The sequence below is a fragment of the Ruegeria jejuensis genome (assembly GCF_041537905.1).
Lineage (GTDB): Bacteria > Pseudomonadota > Alphaproteobacteria > Rhodobacterales > Rhodobacteraceae > Ruegeria_C.
The window spans coordinates 179,715-203,471 of sequence record NZ_JBGRUO010000001.1; the positions used below are offsets into that span (position 1 = coordinate 179,715).

Here is a 23,757-nt window from a genome sequence, read left to right on the forward strand (position 1 = left end):
ACATGGCGGCTGAGCTTGTCGACCCGGCCGACGCAGCCGCGCTGTTTGCGGGACGACACGGTGACCCGTTTGCAGTGCTCGGACTGCACCGGCAGGACAACAGGCTGGTTCTGCGCGCGCTGCGGCCAGAGGCGGACGGGGTCGATGTTCTGGAGGCAAAGACGGGCCGCAAGCTCTGCACGCTCGACCCGGTGGCAGAGGGTCTGTTTGCTGCTGTGATCCCGCGCCGCAAAAACCGCTTTGCCTACAAGCTGCGCCTGAGCCGGGGCGACGACGTTTGGGAGGAATATGACGCCTATGGCTTTGGACCCAGGCTGGGCGATCTGGATGAACACCTGCTGGGTGAGGGTACCCATGGCGAGCTCTGGCGCGCGCTCGGCGCCCATGTCGGAACCCATGAAGGGGTCGAGGGCACGCATTTTGCAGTCTGGGCCCCCAACGCGGCACGGGTTTCTGTCGTCGGGGATTTCAATGGTTGGGACGGGCGACGCAACGTGATGCGGCGGCGCGGGACCACCGGGATTCACGAAATATTCCTGCCCGGCGTCGCAGACGGCGCGACCTACAAATACGAAATACTCGACACCAATCACGCCTTGCTGCCCCTCAAGGCTGACCCGGTTGGATTTGGTGCCGAGCATCCGCCGAAGACCGCCTCGGTCGTAAGAGATCTGCGCGGCTACGACTGGTCCGATGCAGGTTGGATGCAGGCCCGCGGCGCGAAGCAAAAGATCGACCAGCCTATCTCGATCTATGAGGTGCATCTGGAAAGCTGGCGTCGTGTTTCCGAAGAGGGCAAGCGGTCGCTCTCCTATCTGGAACACGCACAACAACTGGTCGGGTATGCAAGCGACATGGGCTTTACCCATATCGAATTGACGCCGATCTCCGAATATCCGTTTGGCGGGTCTTGGGGGTATCAGCCGGTGGGGCTCTTTGCGCCCACATCCCGATTTGGCACGCCGAATGAATTTCGCGCCTTCGTCGATGCCTGCCACGACGCGGGCCTGGGGCTGATCATCGACTGGGTGCCGGGTCATTTCCCAACCGATGAACATGGGTTGGCCCGGTTCGATGGCACCGCGCTTTATGAACATGCCGACCCCAAGGAAGGCTATCACCCGGACTGGAACACGCTGGTTTACAATTATGGTCGCAGCGAGGTGCAGAATTTTCTGATCGCCAATGCGCGGTTCTGGTTCGAGGAATATCATATCGACGGGTTGCGCGTGGATGCAGTCGCCTCGATGCTCTATCGTGACTATTCCCGCAAAGACGGCGAGTGGATTCCCAACCAGCATGGCGGGCGCGAAAACCTCGAAGCGATTGCCTTCATGCAGCGCATGAATGAGGTGGTCTACGGGGCTGATGACAGCATCCTGACCGCTGCAGAAGAATCCACCGCTTTTCCGGGGGTCAGCGCACCTACGGATAGCGGCGGGCTTGGCTTTGGCTTCAAATGGAACATGGGGTGGATGAACGATACCCTGCGCTACATGTCCGAGGATCCGATCAACCGGAAGTACCACCACGATAAGATGACCTTCGGCCTGCATTATGCGTTCTCGGAAAACTTCATCCTGCCGCTCAGCCATGATGAGGTCGTGCATGGCAAAGGCTCACTACTGGGCCGGATGCCCGGCGATGACTGGCAACGCTTTGCAAACCTGCGCGCCTATTTCGGCTTTATGTGGGGGCATCCGGGCAAGAAGCTGCTGTTTATGGGCGGCGAGTTCGCCCAAGCGAAGGAATGGAACAACGAAACCAGTCTTGACTGGCACCTACTTGACCAAGACCCCCATCGCGGCATGCAGGCTCTGATCCGCGACCTGAACCACTTCTACGCCAGAACGCCAGCGCTTTATCAGCGCGACAGCGATCCCGAGGGGTTCCAATGGGTCGATGGGGGTAATCAGGCGGATTCGATCCTGTCCTGGCTGCGCTTTGGCAACGAGGGCGTTCGCCCGGTGCTTGTGGTGGCCAATTTCACCCCCGTCCCGCGCGAGGGTTTCCGTCTGGGCGTACCGCATGCGGGCCACTGGGACGAACGCCTAAACTCCGACGCCGCGGTCTATGGTGGCAGCGATATGGGCAACCCGGGCGGCAGGCACGCGCAGGACATTGCGGCGCACGGGTTCCCGCATTCCATTGAGATCACTGTGCCACCGCTGGCCACGGTATTTTTTGAACTGGCGGAGAACCGGCGCGCCTGAACCAAAAGCCGGAGGGAGGCGATCATGACAGAAGACAGATTCGCATTGGCGCGACAGACCATGGCCTTTGTCCTGGCCGGAGGGCGCGGCAGTCGCCTCAAAGAGATGACGGATATTCGTGCCAAACCGGCCGTCTATTTTGGCGGCAAGACACGGATTATCGATTTTGCCTTGTCAAACGCCGTCAATTCCGGCATTCGCCGAATCGGTGTGGCGACACAGTACAAAGCGCACAGCCTGATCCGTCATATCCAGCGCGGGTGGAGCTTCTTTCGGGCCGAGCGCAACGAAAGCCTGGATATCCTGCCCGCCTCGCAGCAACTGGACGAGAACAACTGGTACAAGGGGACCGCCGATGCGGTGACCCAGAACATCAAGATCATCGAAGGCTATGGCCCGAAATATGTCCTGATTCTGGCGGGCGACCACATCTACAAGCAGGACTATTCGCTGATGATCGAGCAGCATGTGCGCTCGGGCGCGAAAGTGACCGTGGGCTGCATTGCCGTCCCCCGTGACGAAGCCAAGGGCTTTGGTGTGATGGCCGTGGACGAAAACGACAAGATCCTCGACTTCGTCGAAAAACCCGCCGAACCGCCGACAATGCCGGGCGATCCGACCAAATCGCTTGCGAGTATGGGAATTTATGTCTTTGAGGCCGAGTATCTCTATGAGGTTCTGAAAAAGGATGCCGCAAATCCCGACTCGAGCAATGACTTCGGCGGCGACATCATCCCTGAAATTGTCGCCTCAGGTGGCGCGCAGGCCCATCCCTTCAGCCGCTCCTGTGTGATGTCGGGGCTCGAGACCGAGCCGTATTGGCGCGATGTCGGCACAATCGACGCTTACTGGCAGGCCAATATCGACCTGACCGATTTCAAGCCCGAGTTGGACATCTATGCAACCGATTGGCCGATCTGGACCTATTCGGAGCTCACCCCACCGGCAAAGTTCATCCATAACGAAGAAGGGCGACGGGGACAGGCTGTGTCTTCGATGGTGTCGGGTGGCTGCATCATCTCGGGATCGACGCTCTATCGATGCCTTTTGTTTACGGGTGTCAGAACTCATTCCTATTCACAGCTTGAAGGTGTCGTGGCGCTTCCTTATGCCGAGGTCGGGCGCCGGGCCTATCTGAAAAACGTCGTGATCGACCGGGGTGTGAAAATACCGCCCGGCCTGATTGTCGGCGAGGACGCAAAAAGCGATGCAAAGCGGTTTCGGCGCTCGGATAACGGGATATGTCTGATCACGCAGGACATGATCGACAAACTGGAAGGGTGACATGCAGGTCTTGATGGTCGCATCCGAATGCGCGCCTTTTGCCAAAACCGGCGGGCTGGCGGATGTTGTGGGCGCGCTGCCCACCGCACTCGCACCCCTTGGCATCGAGGCGCAGGTTCTGATACCCGCATACCCCGCCCTGTTCCCGCTGCTGCCCCAAGGTGAAGAGGTGGCAAGATTTGACGACCTGCCCGGCGGCCATGGGCGTCTGGTCCAGGTGACCTCCGAGGGCGTGCCGCTGCTGCTGCTCGATGCGCCGCAGCTCTTTGACAGGCCCGGCGGGCTTTATGTCGATGAAAGCGGGCAGGACTGGCCAGATAACGATCTGCGCTTTGGCGCGCTGTCGCAGGCGGCGGCTCGGATCTGCATGGGGGCCATCGACGGATACCGGCCCGACATCCTGCACGCACATGACTGGCAGGCCGCTCTTGCGCCGGTCTATCTGAAAATGGAAGGCCGCCCAGAGCCTCGCACGGTCCTCACCATCCACAATATCGCATTTCAGGGCCGCTACGGCCCGCAGGCACTTGGCCCATTGGGCCTCAAAGGCGACTGGTTCCATCCCGAAGCGCTCGAGTATCACGGCGATCTGAGCTTTCTCAAGGGCGGGCTGATGTTCGCCGACCGCATCACCACCGTTAGCCCGAGCTATGCACGCGAAATCCTGACACCGGAATTCGGCATGGGTCTTGACGGTGTGTTGCGCGCCCGCAAGGACGTGCTGAGCGGGTTGCTCAACGGTATCGACCTGAACAGCTGGAACCCCGCCGCCGACGACAAGATCGCCCGTCCCTACAATGCCCGCAGCCTGAAGCGCAAAACGGAAAACCGGGCAGCGATCTATGAGCGGATGGAGCTTGCCCCCGACGCGACCGGCCCCTTGTTCTGCGTGATCAGCCGGTTGACCCAGCAAAAGGGTCTGGACGCGTTGTTGAGCGCGGTGCCGCATCTGGTCGCGCGCGGTGCGCAGCTTGCCGTGCTGGGGTCCGGAGAGCCCGAACTGGAAGCCGGCTTCAGGCAGGCGGCTCAGGATCACTCCGGCATTGTCGGCGCGTTCATCGGGTATGATGAGCCCCTGTCGCATCTGCTGCAGGCAGGCAGCGATGCGATCCTGATCCCCTCGCGGTTCGAACCCTGCGGGCTGACGCAGCTATACGGCCTACGCTATGGCACCTTGCCAGTGGTCGCGCGAACCGGCGGTCTTGCCGACACCGTGATCGACGCCAATGTCGCGGCCATCGCGGTCAAGGCAGCAACCGGATTTGTCTTTGACGATGTCAGCCCCGAGGGGCTGGCGCATGTGATCGACCGGGTGATCGACGCCCATGCAGATCCCCGTCTGTGGCAAAACATGCAGCGTGCGGCGATGCGCCATCCGGTCAGTTGGGATGACTCGGCCAAAGGCTATGCCGACCTCTATTCCGCGTTGGTCGCATGACATTTCAGGCGCATATTTCCACCCGGTTTGAGCCCGGCAACCCGCACCGTCTGGGCGCGCATTTCGACGGTGGCGGCACCAATTTTGCCGTGTTTTCTGAAAACGGGCAGCAAGTCTTTCTGTGCCTCTATTCGGCTGACGGGCACCGTGAGGAACACCGTCTGCCGCTGCCTGAGCGCACGGGCAGCATCTGGCACGGCTATCTGCCGGGGCTGCAGCCCGGTGCGCTATATGGTTATCGCGTTGCCGGCCCTTATGATCCCGATCAGGGTCATCGTTTCAATATCAACAAGCTGTTGCTTGATCCCTATACGCGCGAGATGTCGGGTGGCTTCACCGAACATGACGCAACATTCGGCTACCAATTGTATGCACCGCAGGCCGATCTGTCTTTCGACTCCCGCGACAGCGCGGCCTATGTGCCGAAATCGGTTGTTCCCGATCCCGCTATCTATACCCCCGATGCCGAGCCCCTGGCACGTGGATGGGACAACACGGTGATCTATGAGGCACATGTAAAAGGGAGCACAATCCGCAACCCCGCAGTCCCGGAAGCGCTGCGCGGCTCGTTTGACGGGCTCGCCTCACCGCAGATGCTGGACCACCTGACCGCGCTGGGGATCACCACGATCGAGCTGTTGCCTGTGCAGGCCATCAAATCCGAAAACGCACTGATCCGGCGCGGGCTGATCAATTACTGGGGTTACAATACGATCAATTTCTTTGCGCCCGAGCCGCGCTATCTGGGTCCTGCCGGCGTGCGCGGCTTCCGCGCGATGGTAGAGCGGTTCCACGCCGCCGGGATCGAGGTAATCCTGGACGTGGTCTATAACCACTCGGCCGAAGGTGATCACCTTGGCCCGACGCTGTCGTTCCGGGGCCTCGACAATGCTGCCTATTACCGACTGCTGGACGGCCAGCCGCGCTACTATGTCAACGACACCGGATGCGGCAACACCTTGGATGTGCGCCACCCGATCGTGACCCGCCTGATCCTGGACAGCCTGCGGCATTGGGTTCAGGTCATGGGGGTCGATGGGTTCCGCTTTGATCTGGCCACCACGCTCTGCCGCGAAGATCACGGTTTTGACCGGCGTGGCGGGTTTCTGGATGCGCTGCGTCAGGACCCTGTTCTGAGCGCCGTCAAGCTGATCGCCGAACCCTGGGACATCGGCCCCGGAGGGTATCAGCTCGGCAGTTTCCCAGCCGAATTTGCCGAGTGGAACGACCGGTTCCGCGATACTGTGCGCCGGTTCTGGCGCGGTGACCGGCAGGGCGCACAGGATCTGGGATCGGCGCTGCTGGGCTCTGCCGATATCTTCGATACCCAAGGCAGGCGGGTCTGGTCTTCGATCAATTTCGCCGCCGCCCATGATGGGTTTACCCTGACCGATACCACCCGTTACGTGCAGCGCCACAACCACGCCAATGGTGAAAACAACCACGATGGCCACCACACCAATTTCAGCGAGAATTTCGGCGTTGAAGGGCCAACCGACGATCCCGGCATCATCGCAGATCGGCTCAGACGGCAGCGTAGCCTGCTGGCAACCACGTTGCTGTCGCAAGGCACGCCGATGCTGCTGGCGGGGGACGAGGGCGGCCATTCCAAGCATGGTAACAACAACAGCTATTGTCAGGACAACGAGGTCAATTGGATCGACTGGAGCGCGCTGGACACCGATCTGATCGCCTTCACCACCGCCCTGACCCGGTTTCGGCGTGACCATCCGGTACTGCGGCAAAGCAACTTTCTGCATGGGGCCACCAGAACCTCGGACGGCAAACCCGATGTGGAATGGCGCGACTTTGATGGCAGCGCGCTGAATTGGCGCGACCCGGGGTTGGCCTGCCTGTGCCTGCACCTGCGTGGCAATGCTGAAACGCTGCGTGGCGCTGCCGAAACGGATGAAGTCCTGCTGGCCTTCAACCGGGCCGATGATCCGCAGGACCTGATCCTGCCTGCTACCTCCCGAAGCTGGGTGCGCGAGATTGACACCTCGGTGATGCAGCAGCGGCGACTGGTCGTGCCGGGTGGCTCAATCGTGGTTCCGCCCCACGCGATTGCCGCCTTTTGCCTGTCCGAAGAGACAGCGGAATGAGCCAGACCGACACGGATTTGCGCGATCTGGCACGCGCGCATGGGGTTCACACTGAATACTCCGATCTGCATGGCCAGCAACATTTTGCTGGTCCAGACACGCTGCGCGCATTGCTGCGCGCGCTCGGCGTTGAGGCCGGATCGGAAAGCGAGGTGCGCGACGCGCTGCACCAAACCCGGAACCAAGAACGCAGCCGCCACCTACCCCTCGAACATATCGTCGAGGCCGAACAGGCCGGCTCCCTGCCCCTGCGCGCGCCGTGCCAGTGGTGCGTGACCGGTGAAACCGGCTCTGTGCTGGCCGAAGGACACGCGGATGGGGTGCTGAACCTGCCGGGCCTGCGCATCGGTTACCATCATCTGCACGCCAGTTTTGCGGATCATCGCGAGACCACCCGTATCCTCGCCCGTCCCGCCAGAGCGCCCGATCTGCAATCCCGCACCGCGCAACACCGCTGCTGGGGCATGACGGGCGCGCTTTACGGGTTGCGCAGCGCGGAAAATGGCGGGCTTGGAAACTATGCCGACCTCAGCGCGGCGGTATCCTCACTTGGGGCGATGGGCGCGCAGTTTTTCGGCATCAACCCGGTGCATGCATTGGGCTGGGCGAATAGCGAGATCATAAGCCCCTATTCACCCTCCCACCGGGGGTTTTTCAACACCGATCACATCGCGATCCAGGGCGGTCTGGGGCCACCGCCAGAGGCACCTCTGATTGACTACTCCGCGTTCCGCAGACGTCATGCGGCGGCACTGGAACAGGCTTATGCAGAGTTCAAAAGCCGCGCAGACCCATCCGCCTTTCGCGACTGGCAAGACCATGCCGGGTCAGAGCTTGCCGAATTCGCCCGGTTCGAGGCCCTGAGCGAGACATATGGGCCTGATTTCCGAGATTGGCCGCAAAAGCTGCGGCAGCCGGGGCCCGAGGCCGAGAAGGCCGCAGGGGAACGCACCGAATTCCATGCCTGGTTGCAATGGCAGGCGGACATGCAGATCGGCGCAGCCCAGCGGGCGGCGCAGGCGGCGGGCATGTCGCTGGGACTCTATCTTGATCTGGCGGTCGGGCCCCGCCCCGACGGGGCCGAGGTCTGGATGAACGCCGCCACCATTGCGCGGGGCGTGACCATCGGTGCGCCGCCGGACCATCTGAGCCCAGAAGGCCAGTCCTGGGCGCTTGCCGCCCACGCGCCCGGCCCCCTTGCCGCCGCCAACTACGCCCCGTTCCGCGCTATGCTACGCAAGCTGATGGACAAATGCGGCCTGCTCAGGATCGACCACGCGCTTGGCCTCGCTCGCAGCTACTGGCTGCCGGACGATGGTAGCGCCGGCGGGTATGTCACCCAGCCGTTCGCGTCGCTTCTGGCGGTGATACAGATCGAAGCGGCGCGCGCGGGCTGCGTTGTGATCGGCGAGGATTTGGGCCTTGTACCCGCAGGCTTCCGCGAACAGATGAACGCTGCCGGGCTTTACAGTTATGCAGTCTGGCAGTTCGAAACCCGCCCAGATGGATCCATCCTGCCCGCAGGCAACCTTGCGCCTTATGGGCTGGCCTGTTTCGGCACTCACGACACGCCAACCTTAAGCGGCTTCTGGCATGGTATCGATATCGAATGGTGGCGCCGTGTTGGCTGGTTGAACGCCCCGGCGCGCGCCAGCCAGCATGGGCATCGCGCCCGTCAACGCCATAGTCTGCGCAAGAACTGCAACATTGCGCCGGAGGCCGGGATTGCGGATGTCATCGACAAGGTTCACGCAGAGCTGGCCACCGCACCGTCCGAACTGGTGTCGGTCCAGCTTGACGATGCGCTTGCGGTGACAGAAGCCCAGAATCTGCCGGGCACGATTGATGCACACCCCAACTGGCGCCGCCGACTGCCTGTTTCCGTTGACGGATTTGCAACATCGACGGCACTGCGACATGTTGCTGACACGATGAAAACCTACCGTCCGCCCGCACAAGCCCAGCAAGAAGAAGAGGCCTCAGTATGACCATTCTGACCCATGTCTGCACGCCGTTTGAAGGGCAGAAACCCGGCACCTCCGGTTTGCGCAAAAAGACCAAAGTGTTCATGCAGCCCGGATATGTCGAGTGTTTCGTGCAGTCGATTTTCAATGCAATCGGCGGTGTTGAGGGCAAGACGCTGGTCGTGGGCGGCGATGGCCGGTATTTCAACGCCGAAGCGATCCAGACCATTCTGCGCATGGCATCGGCCAATGGAGCAAACCAGATCATCGTCGGGCGCGACGGGCTCTTGTCAACGCCAGCGGCTTCGAACCTGATCCGCAAGCGCAAAGCCGATGGCAGCCTGATCCTGTCAGCCAGTCACAATCCAGGGGGAATCGACGCGGATTTCGGGCTGAAATACAACATCTCCAACGGCGGCCCCGCGCCGGAAGGCGTAACCGACGCGATCTTTGAGCAAACCCAATCGCTCAGCAGTTACAAGACCCTGGACACCGACGATATCGACCTGGGCACCGTGGCCGACCTGGCGCTGGGGGATATGCGGGTCGATATTGTCGATCCGGTTTCGGATTATGCCGAACTGATGCAGGAGCTTTTTGACTTCGACGCCATTCGCGGGCTGATCAATGGGGGCTTTACCTTACGCTTTGATGCGATGCATGCGGTCACCGGACCCTATGCCAAGACCATTCTGGAGGGCATGCTGGGCGCACCCATCGGCACGGTGCTCAACGGTGTGCCCTCGGTGGATTTCGGCAAGGGCCATCCCGACCCCAACCCAATCTGGGCGAAACCGCTTGTAGATTTGGTGATGGCCGAAGATGGACCCGATTTCGCCGCCGCCTCGGACGGGGATGGCGACCGCAACATGATCCTTGGGCGTGGTGTCTATGTCACCCCGTCCGACAGTCTGGCCATTCTGGCAGCCAATGCACATCTGGCACCCGGATATTCCGAAGGGCTGGCGGGCGTGGCACGTTCCATGCCGACCAGCCGCGCCTGCGATCGCGTGGCCGAGGCCATGGGCATTGCCTGCTATGAAACCCCAACCGGCTGGAAATTCTTCGGCAACCTGCTGGATGCGGGCCGCGCCAGCCTGTGCGGCGAGGAAAGCGCCGGCACCGGAAGCGATCATGTGCGCGAGAAAGACGGGCTCTGGGCGGTCCTGCTCTGGCTGAACATTCTCGCAGTGCGGAAAATCGGTGTGCGGGAAATCTTGCAAGACCATTGGCAGACCTATGGTCGGAACTATTACTCGCGCCACGATTACGAAGCGATCGCCACAGGCCCCGCGCAGGATCTGATGCAGAACCTGTCGGACACACTCGCGGAGTTGCCGGGCAAGACTGCAGGGTCGCTGGTTATCGAAGACGCCGATCAGTTCTTCTACCACGATCCCGTCGATGGGTCTGTCAGCCACAATCAGGGGCTGCGGATCACCTTCGCGGGCGGCGGGCGCGCCGTGCTACGGCTTTCAGGAACCGGTACCGAAGGCGCGACCCTGCGCATTTACCTTGAGCTTTACGAACCGCCATCGGGCAAATTGGACATGGAGCCACAAGAAGCGCTTTGGGGCATCTCTCAAGCTACCCGTATGCTGTGCCAGTTGACCGAGCGCACAGGCCGGACCGAACCCGACGTTGTGACCTGAAGGGGAAGGTCCATCTCAGACCTTTGCGGCTTCCACCGAGGTGGCCCCGATCTGGGCTAGGGCGATGGACATCTCATCGCTCAATACATCCCAGAGCTGGCCCAGCCCCTCTTCTCCCCGCGCCGCAATCGCGAATTGCAGGATGCGGCCGAAGAAGACGAAATCCGCGCCGGTGACGAGGGCCTTGAGCACGTCCTCGCCCGAGCGCAGACCGCTGTCATAAAACAACGGATACCCGGCCCCGACCGCCTTGCGGATGTCGGACAGGGCCGCAATGGGCGCAGGCGCGCTGTCCAACTGGCGGGCCCCATGGCTTGAGACCTGAATGGCATCGACGCCCGCCTCTTTCAGGGCCAACGCGTCTTCGGGATCAAGCACGCCTTTGACAACCAGATTGCCGCGCCACATGTCGCGCAACCGGGCCAGCGTGTCCCAGCTTGCCTTTGCGCGACTCTCAGTCCGGTCAAAGCTGTAACCCGCCATCTGGAAATTCGCCATTTGCGGCCGACCCTGCAACAGCGTCGACAGTGACCAACGCGGATGCAGGGCGAAGTCGAGAAACTGACGCGGACCGATGCGAAACGGCATGGTGAACCCGTGGCGCAGTTCGCGCGGGCGGCGTCCCACTTCGGGCACATCCGCGGTCAGGACCAGTGTTTCATATCCCGCGTCCCGCGCCCGTTCCGCAAGCTTGAACGTGCCCGCGCCATCGCCGCTGAAGTAAAGCTGGAACCAAGCGTTGCCCTGCGCGACCTCGATCACCTCTTCCATGGGTGTCGAAGCGACGGTCGACACACCCAGCGGAACCGAATACCGCGCCGCCAGACGGGCCAGCATCAGGTCGGCACCCGGGGCGGCAAGGTTGCACATGCCCATCGGCGCAATGCCGAACGGGCGCTGCGCGGGCTTACCAAACAGGGTCGTCGACAGCGATCTGTCACTGACATCGCGCAGGATGCGCGGGCGCAGGGTCAGTGCATCCAGCGCCGCGCGGTTGCGGGCGGCACCCACCTCTGCCCCTGCGGCACCGTCGATATAGTCAAACACCATCCATGGCAGACGCCGCCGTGCAAGTCGGCGGGCATCCTCGGCGCTGTGGATGGCGTTTGCGGCCATCAGGCCTGAACGGCCTTCATGAAACGGTCGCGGATCACCACCGGGTCCATCGTGATCACCGGGTTCTTGGCGTTGCCGCTATCGCACTTGACCACGATCACATGCATCTTGCCGCTATCCAGCGCCTTTTGCAGAACCTCACCGGTATCCACATCCCGGCACTCGATGACATTCTCGCAACCACAGGCCTCGGCCACTTTGGCAAGCGAGGTCTTGAGACCCGCATATGTCGGTTGATCTCCGGTCGAGCCATAAGACCCGTTGTCGATGATCATCAGGATGTAGTTATCCGCCACATTGTTCGCGATGGTCGGCAAGGTGCCCATATTGGTCAGAATCGAGCCGTCGCCATCGATGACGATCACCGGTTTGGGCTGCGCCAGTGCCAGTCCCAGCCCGATGGACGAGGCCAATCCCATCGTGCCCAGCATGTAGAAGTTCGTGGGCTGGTCGTCGATGGCATGCAACTCTTGGCTCGGAATACCGATGTTACAGACCACAAGCTGGTCGCGCAGGATCGGGGCAATCTCTTTCAAAATCTCGGAACGGATCATTGGTCGCCATAGCCTCCCCAGAAATTGGCATCGGTCAGGATCGCCACGGGCTTGTTGCACATGAAGGTGTATTTCAGGATATTGTCGAACTCTTCGACATCCTTCTGCCAGTGGAAATGGTAGGTCGGGATATTCATCTGCGCCAGGAGCGCCTTGGTGTGGATCGCCATCTCGACCTGACAGGCAACCGGTTCGCGCAGCTCGCCGCGATAGGAAATCAGCATCGGCAGGGGCATCCGATAATACTGAATCAGCGTTGCCAGCGTGTTGAACGTCACGCCGATGGCCGTGTTCTGCATGATGATCGCTGGGCGTTTGCCGCCCATCCAGGCCCCGGCACACAGACCCATACCCTCGTCTTCCTTGTTCGAGGGGATGTGAAAGATGTCATCGCGCTGATCAATCTCTTCGATCACGCCAGCCAGTTGCTTACACGGCACTGTGGTCACGAACGAGATGTCATTGGCGACAAGATCATCGGCGATCTTCTTGTCGATATTCATTGTCTGGTTTGCCTTTTCGCTTCGAGGCGCAAATCGCGCTTTTTTCAGGGTTGAGAATTGCGGTGAACATGCACCGCACAATGGGCGTGCCGAACCACGCGCGCGGCGGTGGAGCCAAGGAAATAGTCGCTCAGGCCGGGTTTATGCGAGCCGATCACAATGCAATCGACCTCGTTTGCATTGGCGTAGTCGATGATGGTGCGCGCCGTGTGGCCCTTGATTATCTCGGGCGTGATCCCTTCTGAGTCGTCAAGTTTTTCCTCCAGCAGCCGTCTTGCCTTTGCAAAGCCCTCGTTGACGACGGTCTTGTCCAGATAAGCGCTCGCCGAGCCCTGCGGCGTCTCATAGACATGCAGCGCGATGATATCGCAGGCGCTGCCGCCAAGGGCTCGCGCCACCTTCAGCGTGTGTTGCGAAATATCGTGATCCAGCGCCATCGGGACCAGAATTTTTTTATACATGTCCTGTCTCCATCGGGTGTTCGGTTTTCTCTATGCCCATGGTGTTAACACGATTTTGGGGGCCGCGACCGCACCGGCGCGCAAATTCTGGAACGCTTCGAACCCGTCGGAGAGCGGGCGCTCCTCAATCCAGTCCAGCGCGCCGAGCCGCCCATCAAAGATGGCCTGCGCGGTGTCGCGAAAATCCTGCGCCGTGTAGGTATAGGTCCCGATGAAGCGGATCTCCTGCAGGGTCATCCGGCGGATGTCGAGCCCGCCGCGATCCTCGCCAAGGCCCACATGGGCGATCACGCCGCCCGGTGCAGTATGTTCCGAGGCCACTGCGCGCGTGGCGGAATAGCCCACCGCGTCAATCACCACCTCATAGAGGCCCTCGGGCTGGGCCACCACACGCTGTCCGCAGCGGTCTTGCAGATAGGCGCGGCGCATCTCGTTAGGTTCGGTGATCACCACATCCTCGATCCCCATCGCTTTCAGCGCCAGCGCAGCGGCAAGGCCGATCGCCCCGCCCCCAATCACCAGTGCGCGGGCCTGCGCGCCGGGGTGCAGGCTCTCCACAGCCAGTCTGACCGCGTGCCAGCTAACCGCCAGAGGTTCCGCCAGCGCGGCCTTGGCCAAAGGGACGCCCGCGGGCACCTCGACCAGATTGGCGTCGGGCATGGCAACATATTGCGCAAACGCCCCCTCGCGCGGGGGCATCGAGATGATCTGGCGGTCCGGGCAGATATTCTCCCGCCCCGACTGACACGCGGCGCAGGTGCCGCAGCAGACCAGCGGGTTGATCGTGACACGGGTACCATCGCGCGCACCGCCAACAATGACGCCTGCCGCCTCATGCCCGAGGATCAGCGGCGCGGGGCGGCGCGCGTCATGGCCCAGATAGGCATGCATGTCCGAACCGCAGATGCCAACGGCCTCTACCCGGATCAGATGCTCTGCTTCGCGCGGAACCGCATCCGGCACCTCGCGATAACCCATCTGTTCAACCCCATCATACACAAGCGCTTTCATTTTGCGGTGAACCCCCCGTCGACCATCAGGACCTGCCCGGTCACATAGCTGGACGCCTCCGAGCACAGGAACAGGATCGGTCCGTCGATATCCTCCATCCGCCCGTTGCGCTTCATGCAGGTCTGCGCCGCGTTGCGGGCCGCGCGGTCGCTGTCGGCAAAGACCGCCTGCGTCAGCTCGGTCGGAAAGAAGCCCGGCCCGATGGCATTTGCGGTGATGCCATCGCCCGACCAAGCCTCGGCCATAGCGCGAGTCAATTGGGCAATGCCCCCTTTTGAAGCACCGTAGGCCACACCGCCCGGAAAGGCCCGTGTGGTCTGCAAGGAGGCGAAGTTGACGATACGGCCCCAGCCCTTTTCTTTCATCGCAGGCACCAGCGCCTGGCTCAGAAAGAACGGTGCGGTGAGGTTCAGCGCCAGCGTCTGATCCCAGCCTTTCGCAGTCACCTCATCCGCCATCTCGCGCGTGTTCACCCCCGCCGCATGAATGACGATGTCCGGCGGGCCGAAGGTTGCGTTCACGCGGTCCACCAGCCCATCCAGCGCCTCCCGGTCAGCCACGTCCGCGACAACGCTGCCCGCATTCGGGCCAATCTCGGCGCAGATGTCGTCCAGCGCATCTTGCCGCCGGGCGAGGCCAACGACGCGCGCCCCGGCCCCTGCCAGAACCAGCGCCGCGCGCCGCCCCAGTCCGGAGCTTGCCCCGGTCACAAGCGCGACCCGACCGGTCAGATCAAAGAGCGCCCTTGGGTCAGCCATCTGCCGACAGATCGAATTGCTCGTCTGGGAAATACTTGGCAAGCCGCACATCCGCCGCACGGGCATGCCCCTCCATTCCCTCCAGCCGCGAGATACGCGCCGTGGCTTCGGCCACTGATTTCGAGCCTTCGCGCGTGGCGCGCTGCCAGGTGACGATCTTCATGTATTTGTGGACGCTCAGACCACCGGTATAGCTGGCAGCCCCCGAGGTCGGCAGCACATGGTTGGTTCCCGTGGCCTTGTCGCCGTAAGACACCGTGGTCTCTTCACCCAGAAACAGCGAGCCATAGCAGGTCAGACGACCCAGCCACCAATCCAGATCCTCGGCCTGCACTGTCAGATGCTCTGGCGCGTAGTCATCCGAACAGGCCGCCATCTCCTCGCGATCCCCGCACAGGATCACCTCGGCATAATCGCGCCAGGCGGCAAACGCGTTGTCGCGGTTCACTTCGGGCAGATCATCAATCAACGTCGGTACCAGTTCCATGACTTTCTCGGCCACCGCCCGGTCATCGGTTACCAGCCAGACCGGCGAGTTGTAGCCATGTTCGGCCTGACTGACCAAGTCGGTCGCCACCACAAACGGGTCCGAGGCCCCATCGGCCAGCACCAGACTGTCGGTGGGGCCTGCGATCATGTCGATGCCGACACGACCGAACAGGATGCGCTTGGCTTCGGCGACGAACTGATTTCCTGGGCCGACAAGGATGTTGGCCTTGGGCAGTCCGAACAAACCATAGGTCATGGTGGCCACGCCCTGCACGCCGCCCATCGCCAGTATCTTGTCGGCCCCGCAGATATGGGCGGCATAGACGATCGCCGGGGCAACCCCAACGCCGGGCCGGGGCGGCGAACAGGCGGTGATATGGCGACAGCCCGCAACCTTTGCCGTGGTCACCGTCATGATGGCGCTGGCGATATGGCTATAGCGCCCGCCGGGCACATAGCAGCCCGCCGCATCGACCGGGATGGCTTTCTGGCCCGCGACAAAGCCCGGAACGATTTCCAGTTCGACATCCGACAGGGTTGCCTTCTGGGTTTCCGCAAAGCGGCGGACATTGTCATGGGCAAAGCGAATGTCAGCCTTCAGCTTTTCCGGCACCAATGCACAGGCGGCCTCGATCTCTTCGGGTGACAGCAGGACGCTGCCCTCGTAGCGGTCGAACTTCTTGGCATATTCCAGCGCCTTGTCATCGCCGCCCGCTTCGATCTCTTCGAGGATCGTCTTCACTGTCTCATGGACTTCGGACGCATGGGATTGCGCGGTCAGGGTTGCCTTTTTCAGATATTCACGAGGCATATTCAACAAGTCCTATTGGTAGATTTCCGGAAGCAAAGTGGTCGAAACCGCAGGAATGTAGGCGATCAGAAGCACCACGATCAACATAGTCAATACGAAGGGCACGGCCCGGGCGGCAATCTTCAGAATTGACTCGCCGGTAATGCCAGATACGACAAACAGGTTCAGACCCAGCGGTGGTGTGATAAACCCTACGCCCAGTGCGGTGATCATCATGATGCAGAACTGGATCTCGTTCATGCCGATATTGTCTGCCAGCGGTTTCAGGATCGGCGCAAGGATCACGATATTCGGCGTCGTCTCCATCACGCAGCCTGCGGCGATCAGGATGCCGATCATCAGCAGAATCAGCAGATAGGGATCATCCGTCAGCGATGTGATGGATGTGACGAAACCCTGCGGCACGCCCATGATCGCCAGCGCTTCGGCCAGCGGGGCGGAAAAGGCGATGATGGGCAGGATGACACCGTTCACCTTGGCGGAACTCACCAGCATCGAGGGGAAATCCGCCAGCGTCAGTGTGCGCATGATGAAGCCCATGGCGATGGTGACGACCACCGCTGTGGCACCCGCTTCGGTCGGGGTCAGGCGGCCCGAGAAGATACCGTAGAAGATGATGCCCGGCACGATGAAGGCATACCAGCCGGATTTCAGCGCCTTGCCCAGATTGGCCAGCCACTCGCCCATGGTCATCATACCGCCGCCCTCATAGGCGTAGAGACGGTTCATGATGATGTTGGTCACCAGGATCGACACCAGAATGGCCAGACCGGGGATCAGCGCCGCGAGAAACAGCGTCGAGGCCGAAATACCCAGCACCAGACCGATGATGATGTAAGCGATCGAGGGTGGGATCAGGATGCCAGTGCAGGCGCCCGCCGCTACCAGCGCGCAGGCATAGGGGCGCGGATAACCGCTTTCGACCAGCCGGTCGATGGTCATGCGACCCACCGCAGCCGCCCCGGCAGCGTCAGAGCCGGAGATCGCCGCGAACATGCCGCAGACCAGAACCGTGGCCGAGCCGAAACCGCCCTTGGCAAAGCAGGTCAGCGCCTCGGCCACATCAAGAAACTTGCGCGACAGCCCAGTGCGGACCAGCACGTCGCCAGTCAGGATAAAGAGCGGCACAGCAGTCAGCGCAAAGGCATCGATGCCGGTGAACAGGCTCTCGCCCACCAGGCTGAGCGGCAGATCGCCGGACATAACCAGCATGACAATGGCAGCCGAGCCGATCGCAGCCCAGACCGGAACGGCCAGTGCGATCAATGCCACGAACATCAAGACCGGGACATAGAAATCCCAGCCGAGTTCAACCGTTTGATTGAGAGAATTCCAAAGCATTGTCTATCCCCTCAATCAAACAGCTTGTCGCCTTCGAAAACGGGCGTGCCGTCTCGCAAGGACTTGAAATCACGCAGGAAGGACTGGATCAGACGCCAGATCATCAGGGCAAACCCGGTCGGCACCGCCATCAGGAACCAGACCTTGGACACCCGCAGCCCATCAGTGACCGAGCCAAACTTGGCCGAGACATGCACCGCCTCGTAGGACCAGTAGAGCGCGATGATCGCGACCAGGAACATCACCAGATCGCCGAAGATATAGAGCAGCGCCTTGGGCCGAGGCGGCAGGTAGTGCATCACGACATCGATGCGAATATGGGCGCGTTCCTTAACCGCCGCCGCCGCGCCGATCCAGGCGAGATAGATGAAGGAATAGCGAACGATCTCTTCTCCCCAGATCGAGGAGTAGGCGAAGATTTCGCGCCGCAGCACTTCGATCGCCATCGTAATGACCAGCATGACGTAGAACACCAGCAGCAGCCAACGTTCGGCATCGCGGTCTATTTTCTGAAATAGAGTCATCTTCTGCCTCGAATCCTGGCAACACCTCACGGCTCGGCCCTGGATGCGGCCGGTCTTTGGTGGTGCTGATGGTGGTAGGAGCGGGTGCGCAATCGGCACCCGCCCGGATGGCGTCAGGCGTCGTGGACGTAATACTTGCCCTGTGTGTCAGCCGCTTCGACCAGCTTGTCGAAGGCCTCCATCGACCCGGCCAGTTCGGTCTTGAACGGGTCCCATTCCGACCGCTGATAGCCACCGGCGTCTTTCCATTCCGCCAGTTGATCGTCGCTCAGCGAATGGAACTGGACGCCTGCCTTGTTCAATTCGGCCATCGCATAAGCCCGTGCCGAGGGTACCTTGGACAGGTTCTGATGGCTGGTCATTTCCGCCGCCCACATGATCCCGTCCTGAACATCCGCCGGCATTGAATTGAACCATTCCAGGTTACAGGAATAGACTTGGCTGTCCGGCACCGCCTGGGTGAAGGTCACGTTGCTGAGGATATCCTTGAAGCCAAAGACAAAAAGCGCGCCCACCGACGGGTCGAGCGCGTCGGCCACGCCCTGTTTGATGGCCGAAGGCGTCTCACCCCAGGCAACCGGCGTCGGGTTCGCGCCCACCATGCGATAGTATTGCTGCAGCATTTTCGAGCCCGGGACGCGGAACTTCACACCGCTCATGTCAGACGGCGTCAGGATGGCATTGCCGCCCTGGCGCACGGCCACAACGCGGGGATCAATGACCACATAGAACAGCGCCTTGAAGCCTGCCGCCTCGACCTTGGGATGCACCTCATTCTTCCAGGTTTCCGAATGCACCAGATTGGTGAAGCGCTGGTTTGAGCCACAGAGATAGGGCATGTTGATCAGATCGACGGTCGACGCAAAGGGCGCGAAGTTCGACAGCGAATGCTGCGCCGCCTGGATGGTCCCGCCCTGCACTTTCTGGACCAGCGAACCGCCAGCCCCCAACTGCCCGCCCGGTGCCAGCTTGACATAGACCTTGCCGTTGGTGGCGTTCTGGATGTTCTCCTTGAGGTCCAGTTGCATGATCGGATAGCTGCGTGAGGCCCCCAGAACATAAGCGGTCGCAACCGTCATGATGTGATCGGCGGCCTTTTCGCGATCCTTTTCCTCTTTCGCCGTCTGCGCCGCAGCCTCAGACGACCAAAGTACGCCGCCCGCCCCCGCCACGAGCGCCGCAGTGAACGCACCACCCGCACTGAGTTTAAGAAAGTTCCGGCGTTCAGCCGAAGCCAGGTTTTGTTTTTCGTTGTCCATCAATTGTCCTCCCATTGGACAAATCAGCTTCCGTCATTGGCGTTGCGGTCAGCTTCTTTTTTTAAGATTGCGACAACGAACAGGATCGACGCCGCGAACAGAACCAGCATTTCGCCCACATCCCCCAAAAACGCGCTGTTCGCGAACGCACCTAGTGCAACATTCGTGAAATAGATGACAAACACGACGATGGATGCAGCGAGATACATTTGAGGACTCCGGACAGATTCGGCTCTACCTCATTTGTAAGCGCTTACATAGATAATGCAAGCGCTTACATTGACGTCTTTCAAACCTGCTGCAATGTGCTAGAAGTTAAGCAAATACAAAGCACAGGTTTTGAAATGTCGAAACTGAGATCCGCCCCTACGCTGGACGATGTCGCCCGCAAAGCGGGCGTCTCGACGGCAACGGTGTCACGGTGCCTCAACGCCCCGGAGCGGGTTGTGGAAGCCACGCGCAAGCGCGTCATGTCCGCCGTCGACACGCTTGGATATACGCCGAATTTCGCGGCCCGCGTCATGGCCGCCAAGCGCACCTTCACCATCGGCGCAATCATCCCGACCATGGAAAACGCGATCTTTGCGCGGGGCCTGCAAGCCTTTCAGGAAGAGTTGCATCAGCGTGGCTATACCCTGCTGGTCTCCAGCTCGGCCTATCGTCCCGAAGTGGAGGAGGAGCAGATCCGCACTCTTGTGGCACGCGGTGCCGATGGGCTTTTGCTGATCGGCCACGACCGTGATCCGAAAATCTATGACTACCTTGAGCGCCAGAAGGTACCCGCCATGGTGGCCTGGTCCTACATCCCCAACGCGCGCGCACCCTCGATCGGTTTTGACAACCGGCAGGCGATGCAGGCGCTGGCTGATCGGGTGATCGGGCTGGGCCATACCCGGATCGCGATGATCTCGGGCTTCAGTCAGGGCAATGACCGCGCAAGGCTCCGGATCGAAGGCGTGCGGGATGCCCTGCGCAGGGGCGGCTTGCAGCCCGATGCCCTGAGTGTGGTCGAAACCTCCTATGAGGTCGAGAACGGGGCCGAAGCCTTTGCGCGGCTCATGTCACAAGACCCGCGCCCGACCGCGATCCTGTGTGGCAACGACGTGTTGGCCGCCGGGGCGCTCCGGCAGGCCCAAAGCATGGGGATGCGCGTGCCCGAGGATGTCTCGATCACCGGATTTGACGACATCGAGCTAGCCCGTATTGTCAGCCCTGCCCTGACCACGGTACATGTCCCGCATCGTGAGATGGGCGGAAAAGCGGCGCTTGAACTGGTCGAAATGGTTGAAAAGAACATTCCGGGAAATACCATCCGCCTGCAAACAGACATTGTCGAGCGCCACTCGCTGGGCCCGGCAAACAAAAGCCAGGACTTCGCGTCTCGCGGGTAAGAGGATCAGACTATATGCGTGACTTTCAGGTGCCGGGCCGCTCCGAGGTGTTGGCGACAAACGGCATGTGCGCAACATCGCATCCGCTGGCGGCGCAAACCGCCATCGACATTCTCAAGCGCGGCGGCAATGCGATGGATGCGGCGATCTCGGCGGCGGTGCTGCTGGGGATCTGCGAACCGCAGATGACCGGCATCGGCGGCGATTGCTTCGTGCTCTACACCCGCCCCGGTTCGCAGCAGGTCCATGCCCTGAACGGCTCGGGCCGCGCGCCCGGCGCGGCGGACCCAGCAGCCCTGCGCGCGGGGGGCGTGAACAAGGTCGATCCGGGCAGCGCCCATGCGGTCACGATCCCCGGCGCGATTGACGCATTCTGCCATCTGTCAGAGACCGCAGGCCGGATCGGGCTGGACGCGATCCTGCAACCGGCAATCCACTACGCCGAAACCGGTGTGCCGGTGGCCGCGCGAGTGGCGTTCGATTGGCAACGCGACGCCGACCATCTGCAAGGCGACGCGCGCAACCATTATCTGCTGGCTGGCAAAGTTCCCCAACCGGGCCAGATATTCCGCGCCCCGCAACAGGCCGAGGTCCTGCGCCGGATTGCGCGTTCTGGGCGTGGCGCGTTTTATTCCGGCGAAGTTGCCGAGGATATGGTGGCAACGCTGCGCGCACTCGGCGGCACCCATGACCTAACAGATTTCGCCAATACGGGCTGCACGGAAACAACCCCAATCGACGGCGCATATAAGTCCCTCGAACTGGTTGAGCATCCGCCAAATGGCCAGGGAGCGACGGCGATCCTGCTGCTCAACATCCTGAGCCAGTTCGACCTGCCCGCCATGGACCCGCTGGGCAGCCAGCGCGCGCATATCGAGGCAGAAGCCACGAAGCTGGCCTATGACGCGCGCAACCGGTTTCTGGCCGATCCCGACCACAGCCATCGCCTCGACCACATGCTTGACCCCAACACCGCCCGGGCGCTGGCGGCGTTGACTGATCCGCAGCGGGCAATGCCCGACCCCGCCCCATTGAGCGAAGAGGTCCACAAGGACACAATCTATATCACCGTTGTGGACCGGGACGGGATGGCGGTATCGCTGATCTATTCGATCTTCCGCGGCTTCGGGTCCGGCATCGCATCCGACAAGTTCGGCATCCTGTTCCAGAACCGCGGATCGGGCTTCACGTTGGAGCCCGGCCATCCGAACGAGTTCGGCGGCGGCAAAAGGCCGATGCACACGATCATTCCCGGAATGCTGCGCCAGAATGGCCGGATCACCCTGCCCTTTGGCGTCATGGGCGGGGCCTATCAATCGACGGGGCACGCGCGTTTTGTTTCCAACCTGGCCGATTACGGCATGGGATTGCAGGCCGCTCTGGACGCGCCACGCTGCTTTGCCGATTCGGGTAAGCTGCTCGTAGAGCGTGGTTATTCCGACGCGGTACGCCAGGAACTGGCCGATCTGGGACACAGCGTGGCCCTCCCCGACGTAGCCATCGGTGGCGCGCAAGCCATCCGGATCCGGGATGATGGCGTGCTGGAAGGCGCAAGCGATCCAAGAAAGGATGGCTGCGCGTTGGGATACTGACCAGATTGGGCGCCTGCGCGCCTAGTTCAATTGGAAATGCAGCGGATAGGAGCCGTCTTCGAACGGGCCAAACATGTCTGGAATATCAGGATGTTGCACCGGTTCACCGGAATAATCCGCAACCAGATTCTGTTCCGAGACATAAGCTACGTAATAGCTTTGGTCATTCTCAGCCAGAAGGTGATAAAACGGTTGTTCCTTGCGCGGACGGCTGTCTTCGGGAATGGCAAGATACCATTCCTCGGTATTTGAAAATTCCGGATCAACGTCAAAAACGACACCGCGAAACGGGTGTTTTTTATGACGCACGACCTGGCCCAAATGATATCTGGCGCGTGTCTTTAACATTGTACTATTGCCCCTACTGCGTTCCAGTATCCCGAAACCGGCGCGTTTTGTCCAACAGAAGTCCCGGTTTAGCAAGGAAACAGACTGTGAACCTCATTCGGACAGTGGCCGGATTTCCGGCATTGTGCGTCCTGCTTGGGCCGGGTTTTACGCCCCTGAGCGCGAAAATCGAGCAAAAAAGTCCGGCTGACGTCGCGTATGCCCGAACTCGGCGGCGCCCCGCCTGCCCGCTTTAGGTCGCAGATCAGCGTCGAACAAGCCCCAAAAGCGGTCAGCTTGTTGAATCCGCCAACGATTTCACGGCGAATGTGATTTCCCATGCGCACGTTTTGCGGTATGATTGCCAAAAAAAATAGGCAAGAGCAGATGAGCAGATATCTCAGCGCATTGATGCTGGCGCTTCTTTTGGCGTCTTGTGGGGGTGGGTCCTCGACCCCGCCGCGCAATCTCGACAACGCTTGCAGCATCGCAAAACAACGCCCGGAATACATGAAGGCGTTCAAAAAGACCGAGCGGAAATGGGGCGTGCCGGTGCATGTCCAGATGGCGACGATCTATCAGGAAAGCCGCTACAAGTCGAACGCGCGAACCCCGCATAAATACGCGCTGGGCGTGATCCCGATGGGTCGCCAGAGCAGTGCTTTTGGCTACAGCCAAGCGCTGGACGGCACCTGGGACGAGTACAAGCGCGAAACCCGCAAGCGCAGCGCCAAACGCAATCGCATGCGCGACGCCTCGGATTTCATCGGCTGGTACATGAACAAGAGCCTGAACCGCAACGGCATCCCGCTACATGACACGCGCAACCAGTATCTGGCCTATCACGAAGGCCACACCGGCTATGCGCGCGGGTCGCACAACTCCAAATCCTGGCTGCTGCGGGTGGCCACCAAGGTGGATGCGCGCGGCGAGATGTACCGCCAGCAACTGGCCTTCTGCCGCTGAG

21 protein-coding genes are annotated in these 23,757 nt (G+C 61.2%); 9 read left to right on the forward strand and 12 right to left on the reverse strand.

All coding sequences use genetic code 11. The features are described from left to right. The first annotated feature begins 2 nt into the window (after positions 1-2). Genes glgB through AB1E34_RS01175 form a run of 6 tightly spaced genes read left to right on the forward strand, consistent with a single transcriptional unit; the run spans position 3 to position 10,653 of the window. Positions 3-2,213, forward strand: coding sequence for a 1,4-alpha-glucan branching protein GlgB (glgB, locus tag AB1E34_RS01150; RefSeq protein WP_372570759.1), 2,211 nt, complete (start codon positions 3-5; stop codon positions 2,211-2,213). A 24-nt stretch (positions 2,214-2,237) separates the two neighbouring features. After that, a complete protein-coding gene (gene glgC / locus AB1E34_RS01155; protein WP_372570500.1) occupies positions 2,238-3,497 on the forward strand; it encodes a glucose-1-phosphate adenylyltransferase in 1,260 nt (419 codons plus the stop codon). Between the two features lies 1 nt (position 3,498). Then, positions 3,499-4,935, forward strand: coding sequence for a glycogen synthase GlgA (gene glgA, locus AB1E34_RS01160; RefSeq protein WP_372570501.1), 1,437 nt, complete (start codon positions 3,499-3,501; stop codon positions 4,933-4,935). Beyond that, positions 4,932-7,037 (forward strand): glycogen debranching protein GlgX, encoded by a 2,106-nt coding sequence (glgX, locus tag AB1E34_RS01165; protein WP_372570502.1) that lies wholly within the window; start codon positions 4,932-4,934, stop codon positions 7,035-7,037. The genes glgA and glgX overlap by 4 nt, the downstream gene beginning before the upstream one ends. Further along, a complete protein-coding gene (gene malQ / locus AB1E34_RS01170) occupies positions 7,034-9,025 on the forward strand; it encodes a 4-alpha-glucanotransferase (RefSeq protein WP_372570503.1) in 1,992 nt (663 codons plus the stop codon). Before glgX ends, malQ begins: the two co-directional genes overlap by 4 nt. Further along, positions 9,022-10,653 carry an alpha-D-glucose phosphate-specific phosphoglucomutase gene (locus tag AB1E34_RS01175; protein ID WP_372570504.1) on the forward strand — a complete coding sequence of 544 codons (1,632 nt, stop codon included), beginning with the start codon at positions 9,022-9,024 and terminating at the stop codon, positions 10,651-10,653. The genes malQ and AB1E34_RS01175 overlap by 4 nt, the downstream gene beginning before the upstream one ends. Positions 10,654-10,668: 15 nt before the next feature. Here AB1E34_RS01175 and AB1E34_RS01180 read toward each other — a convergent pair whose 3' ends face one another. The 11 genes from AB1E34_RS01180 to AB1E34_RS01230 form a co-directional block, all read right to left on the reverse strand. Further along, positions 10,669-11,769 carry an alpha-hydroxy acid oxidase gene (locus AB1E34_RS01180; RefSeq protein ID WP_372570505.1) on the reverse strand — a complete coding sequence of 367 codons (1,101 nt, stop codon included), beginning with the start codon at positions 11,767-11,769 and terminating at the stop codon, positions 10,669-10,671. Continuing rightward, on the reverse strand, positions 11,769-12,323 hold the full coding sequence (gene comE, locus AB1E34_RS01185) for a sulfopyruvate decarboxylase subunit beta (RefSeq protein ID WP_372570506.1): 555 nt from the start codon (positions 12,321-12,323) through the stop codon (positions 11,769-11,771). The genes AB1E34_RS01180 and comE overlap by 1 nt, the downstream gene beginning before the upstream one ends. Further along, positions 12,320-12,826 carry a sulfopyruvate decarboxylase subunit alpha gene (locus AB1E34_RS01190; RefSeq protein WP_372570507.1) on the reverse strand — a complete coding sequence of 169 codons (507 nt, stop codon included), beginning with the start codon at positions 12,824-12,826 and terminating at the stop codon, positions 12,320-12,322. The genes comE and AB1E34_RS01190 overlap by 4 nt, the downstream gene beginning before the upstream one ends. Positions 12,827-12,870: 44 nt before the next feature. After that, a complete protein-coding gene (locus tag AB1E34_RS01195; RefSeq protein ID WP_372570508.1) occupies positions 12,871-13,287 on the reverse strand; it encodes a universal stress protein in 417 nt (138 codons plus the stop codon). 30 nt (positions 13,288-13,317) lie between these two features. Then, positions 13,318-14,298 (reverse strand): zinc-dependent alcohol dehydrogenase, encoded by a 981-nt coding sequence (locus AB1E34_RS01200; protein ID WP_372570509.1) that lies wholly within the window; start codon positions 14,296-14,298, stop codon positions 13,318-13,320. Continuing rightward, positions 14,295-15,056 carry an SDR family NAD(P)-dependent oxidoreductase gene (locus AB1E34_RS01205; protein ID WP_372570510.1) on the reverse strand — a complete coding sequence of 254 codons (762 nt, stop codon included), beginning with the start codon at positions 15,054-15,056 and terminating at the stop codon, positions 14,295-14,297. The genes AB1E34_RS01200 and AB1E34_RS01205 overlap by 4 nt, the downstream gene beginning before the upstream one ends. Further along, complete coding sequence (gene hisD / locus AB1E34_RS01210) at positions 15,049-16,356, reverse strand: histidinol dehydrogenase (protein ID WP_372570511.1); 1,308 nt, start codon at positions 16,354-16,356, stop codon at positions 15,049-15,051. The genes AB1E34_RS01205 and hisD overlap by 8 nt, the downstream gene beginning before the upstream one ends. 12 nt (positions 16,357-16,368) lie before the next feature. Continuing rightward, positions 16,369-17,697: a TRAP transporter large permease gene (locus tag AB1E34_RS01215; RefSeq protein ID WP_372570512.1), complete on the reverse strand. Its 1,329-nt coding sequence runs from the start codon at positions 17,695-17,697 to the stop codon at positions 16,369-16,371. Positions 17,698-17,708: 11 nt separating this feature from the next. Then, positions 17,709-18,221 carry a TRAP transporter small permease gene (locus AB1E34_RS01220; RefSeq protein WP_372570513.1) on the reverse strand — a complete coding sequence of 171 codons (513 nt, stop codon included), beginning with the start codon at positions 18,219-18,221 and terminating at the stop codon, positions 17,709-17,711. Between the two features lie 113 nt (positions 18,222-18,334). Next, entirely contained in the window at positions 18,335-19,480 is a 1,146-nt protein-coding gene (locus AB1E34_RS01225) for a TRAP transporter substrate-binding protein (RefSeq protein WP_372570514.1), read from the reverse strand. Between the two features lie 23 nt (positions 19,481-19,503). Next, positions 19,504-19,689 (reverse strand): hypothetical protein, encoded by a 186-nt coding sequence (locus AB1E34_RS01230; protein WP_372570515.1) that lies wholly within the window; start codon positions 19,687-19,689, stop codon positions 19,504-19,506. A gap of 135 nt (positions 19,690-19,824) precedes the next feature. Between AB1E34_RS01230 and AB1E34_RS01235 the strand changes: the two genes are divergently transcribed. After that, positions 19,825-20,871 carry a LacI family DNA-binding transcriptional regulator gene (locus AB1E34_RS01235; protein ID WP_372570516.1) on the forward strand — a complete coding sequence of 349 codons (1,047 nt, stop codon included), beginning with the start codon at positions 19,825-19,827 and terminating at the stop codon, positions 20,869-20,871. Positions 20,872-20,885: 14 nt separating this feature from the next. Then, positions 20,886-22,463, forward strand: coding sequence for a gamma-glutamyltransferase family protein (locus AB1E34_RS01240; protein ID WP_372570517.1), 1,578 nt, complete (start codon positions 20,886-20,888; stop codon positions 22,461-22,463). Between the two features lie 21 nt (positions 22,464-22,484). Here the strand turns inward: AB1E34_RS01240 and hspQ are convergent, their stop codons facing one another. Continuing rightward, positions 22,485-22,811, reverse strand: coding sequence for a heat shock protein HspQ (gene hspQ / locus AB1E34_RS01245; RefSeq protein ID WP_249710719.1), 327 nt, complete (start codon positions 22,809-22,811; stop codon positions 22,485-22,487). A gap of 366 nt (positions 22,812-23,177) precedes the next feature. On the opposite strand from hspQ, the gene AB1E34_RS01250 reads away from it, so the two are divergent. Further along, positions 23,178-23,756 carry a transglycosylase SLT domain-containing protein gene (locus AB1E34_RS01250; RefSeq protein ID WP_372570518.1) on the forward strand — a complete coding sequence of 193 codons (579 nt, stop codon included), beginning with the start codon at positions 23,178-23,180 and terminating at the stop codon, positions 23,754-23,756. Position 23,757 lies beyond the last annotated feature (1 nt).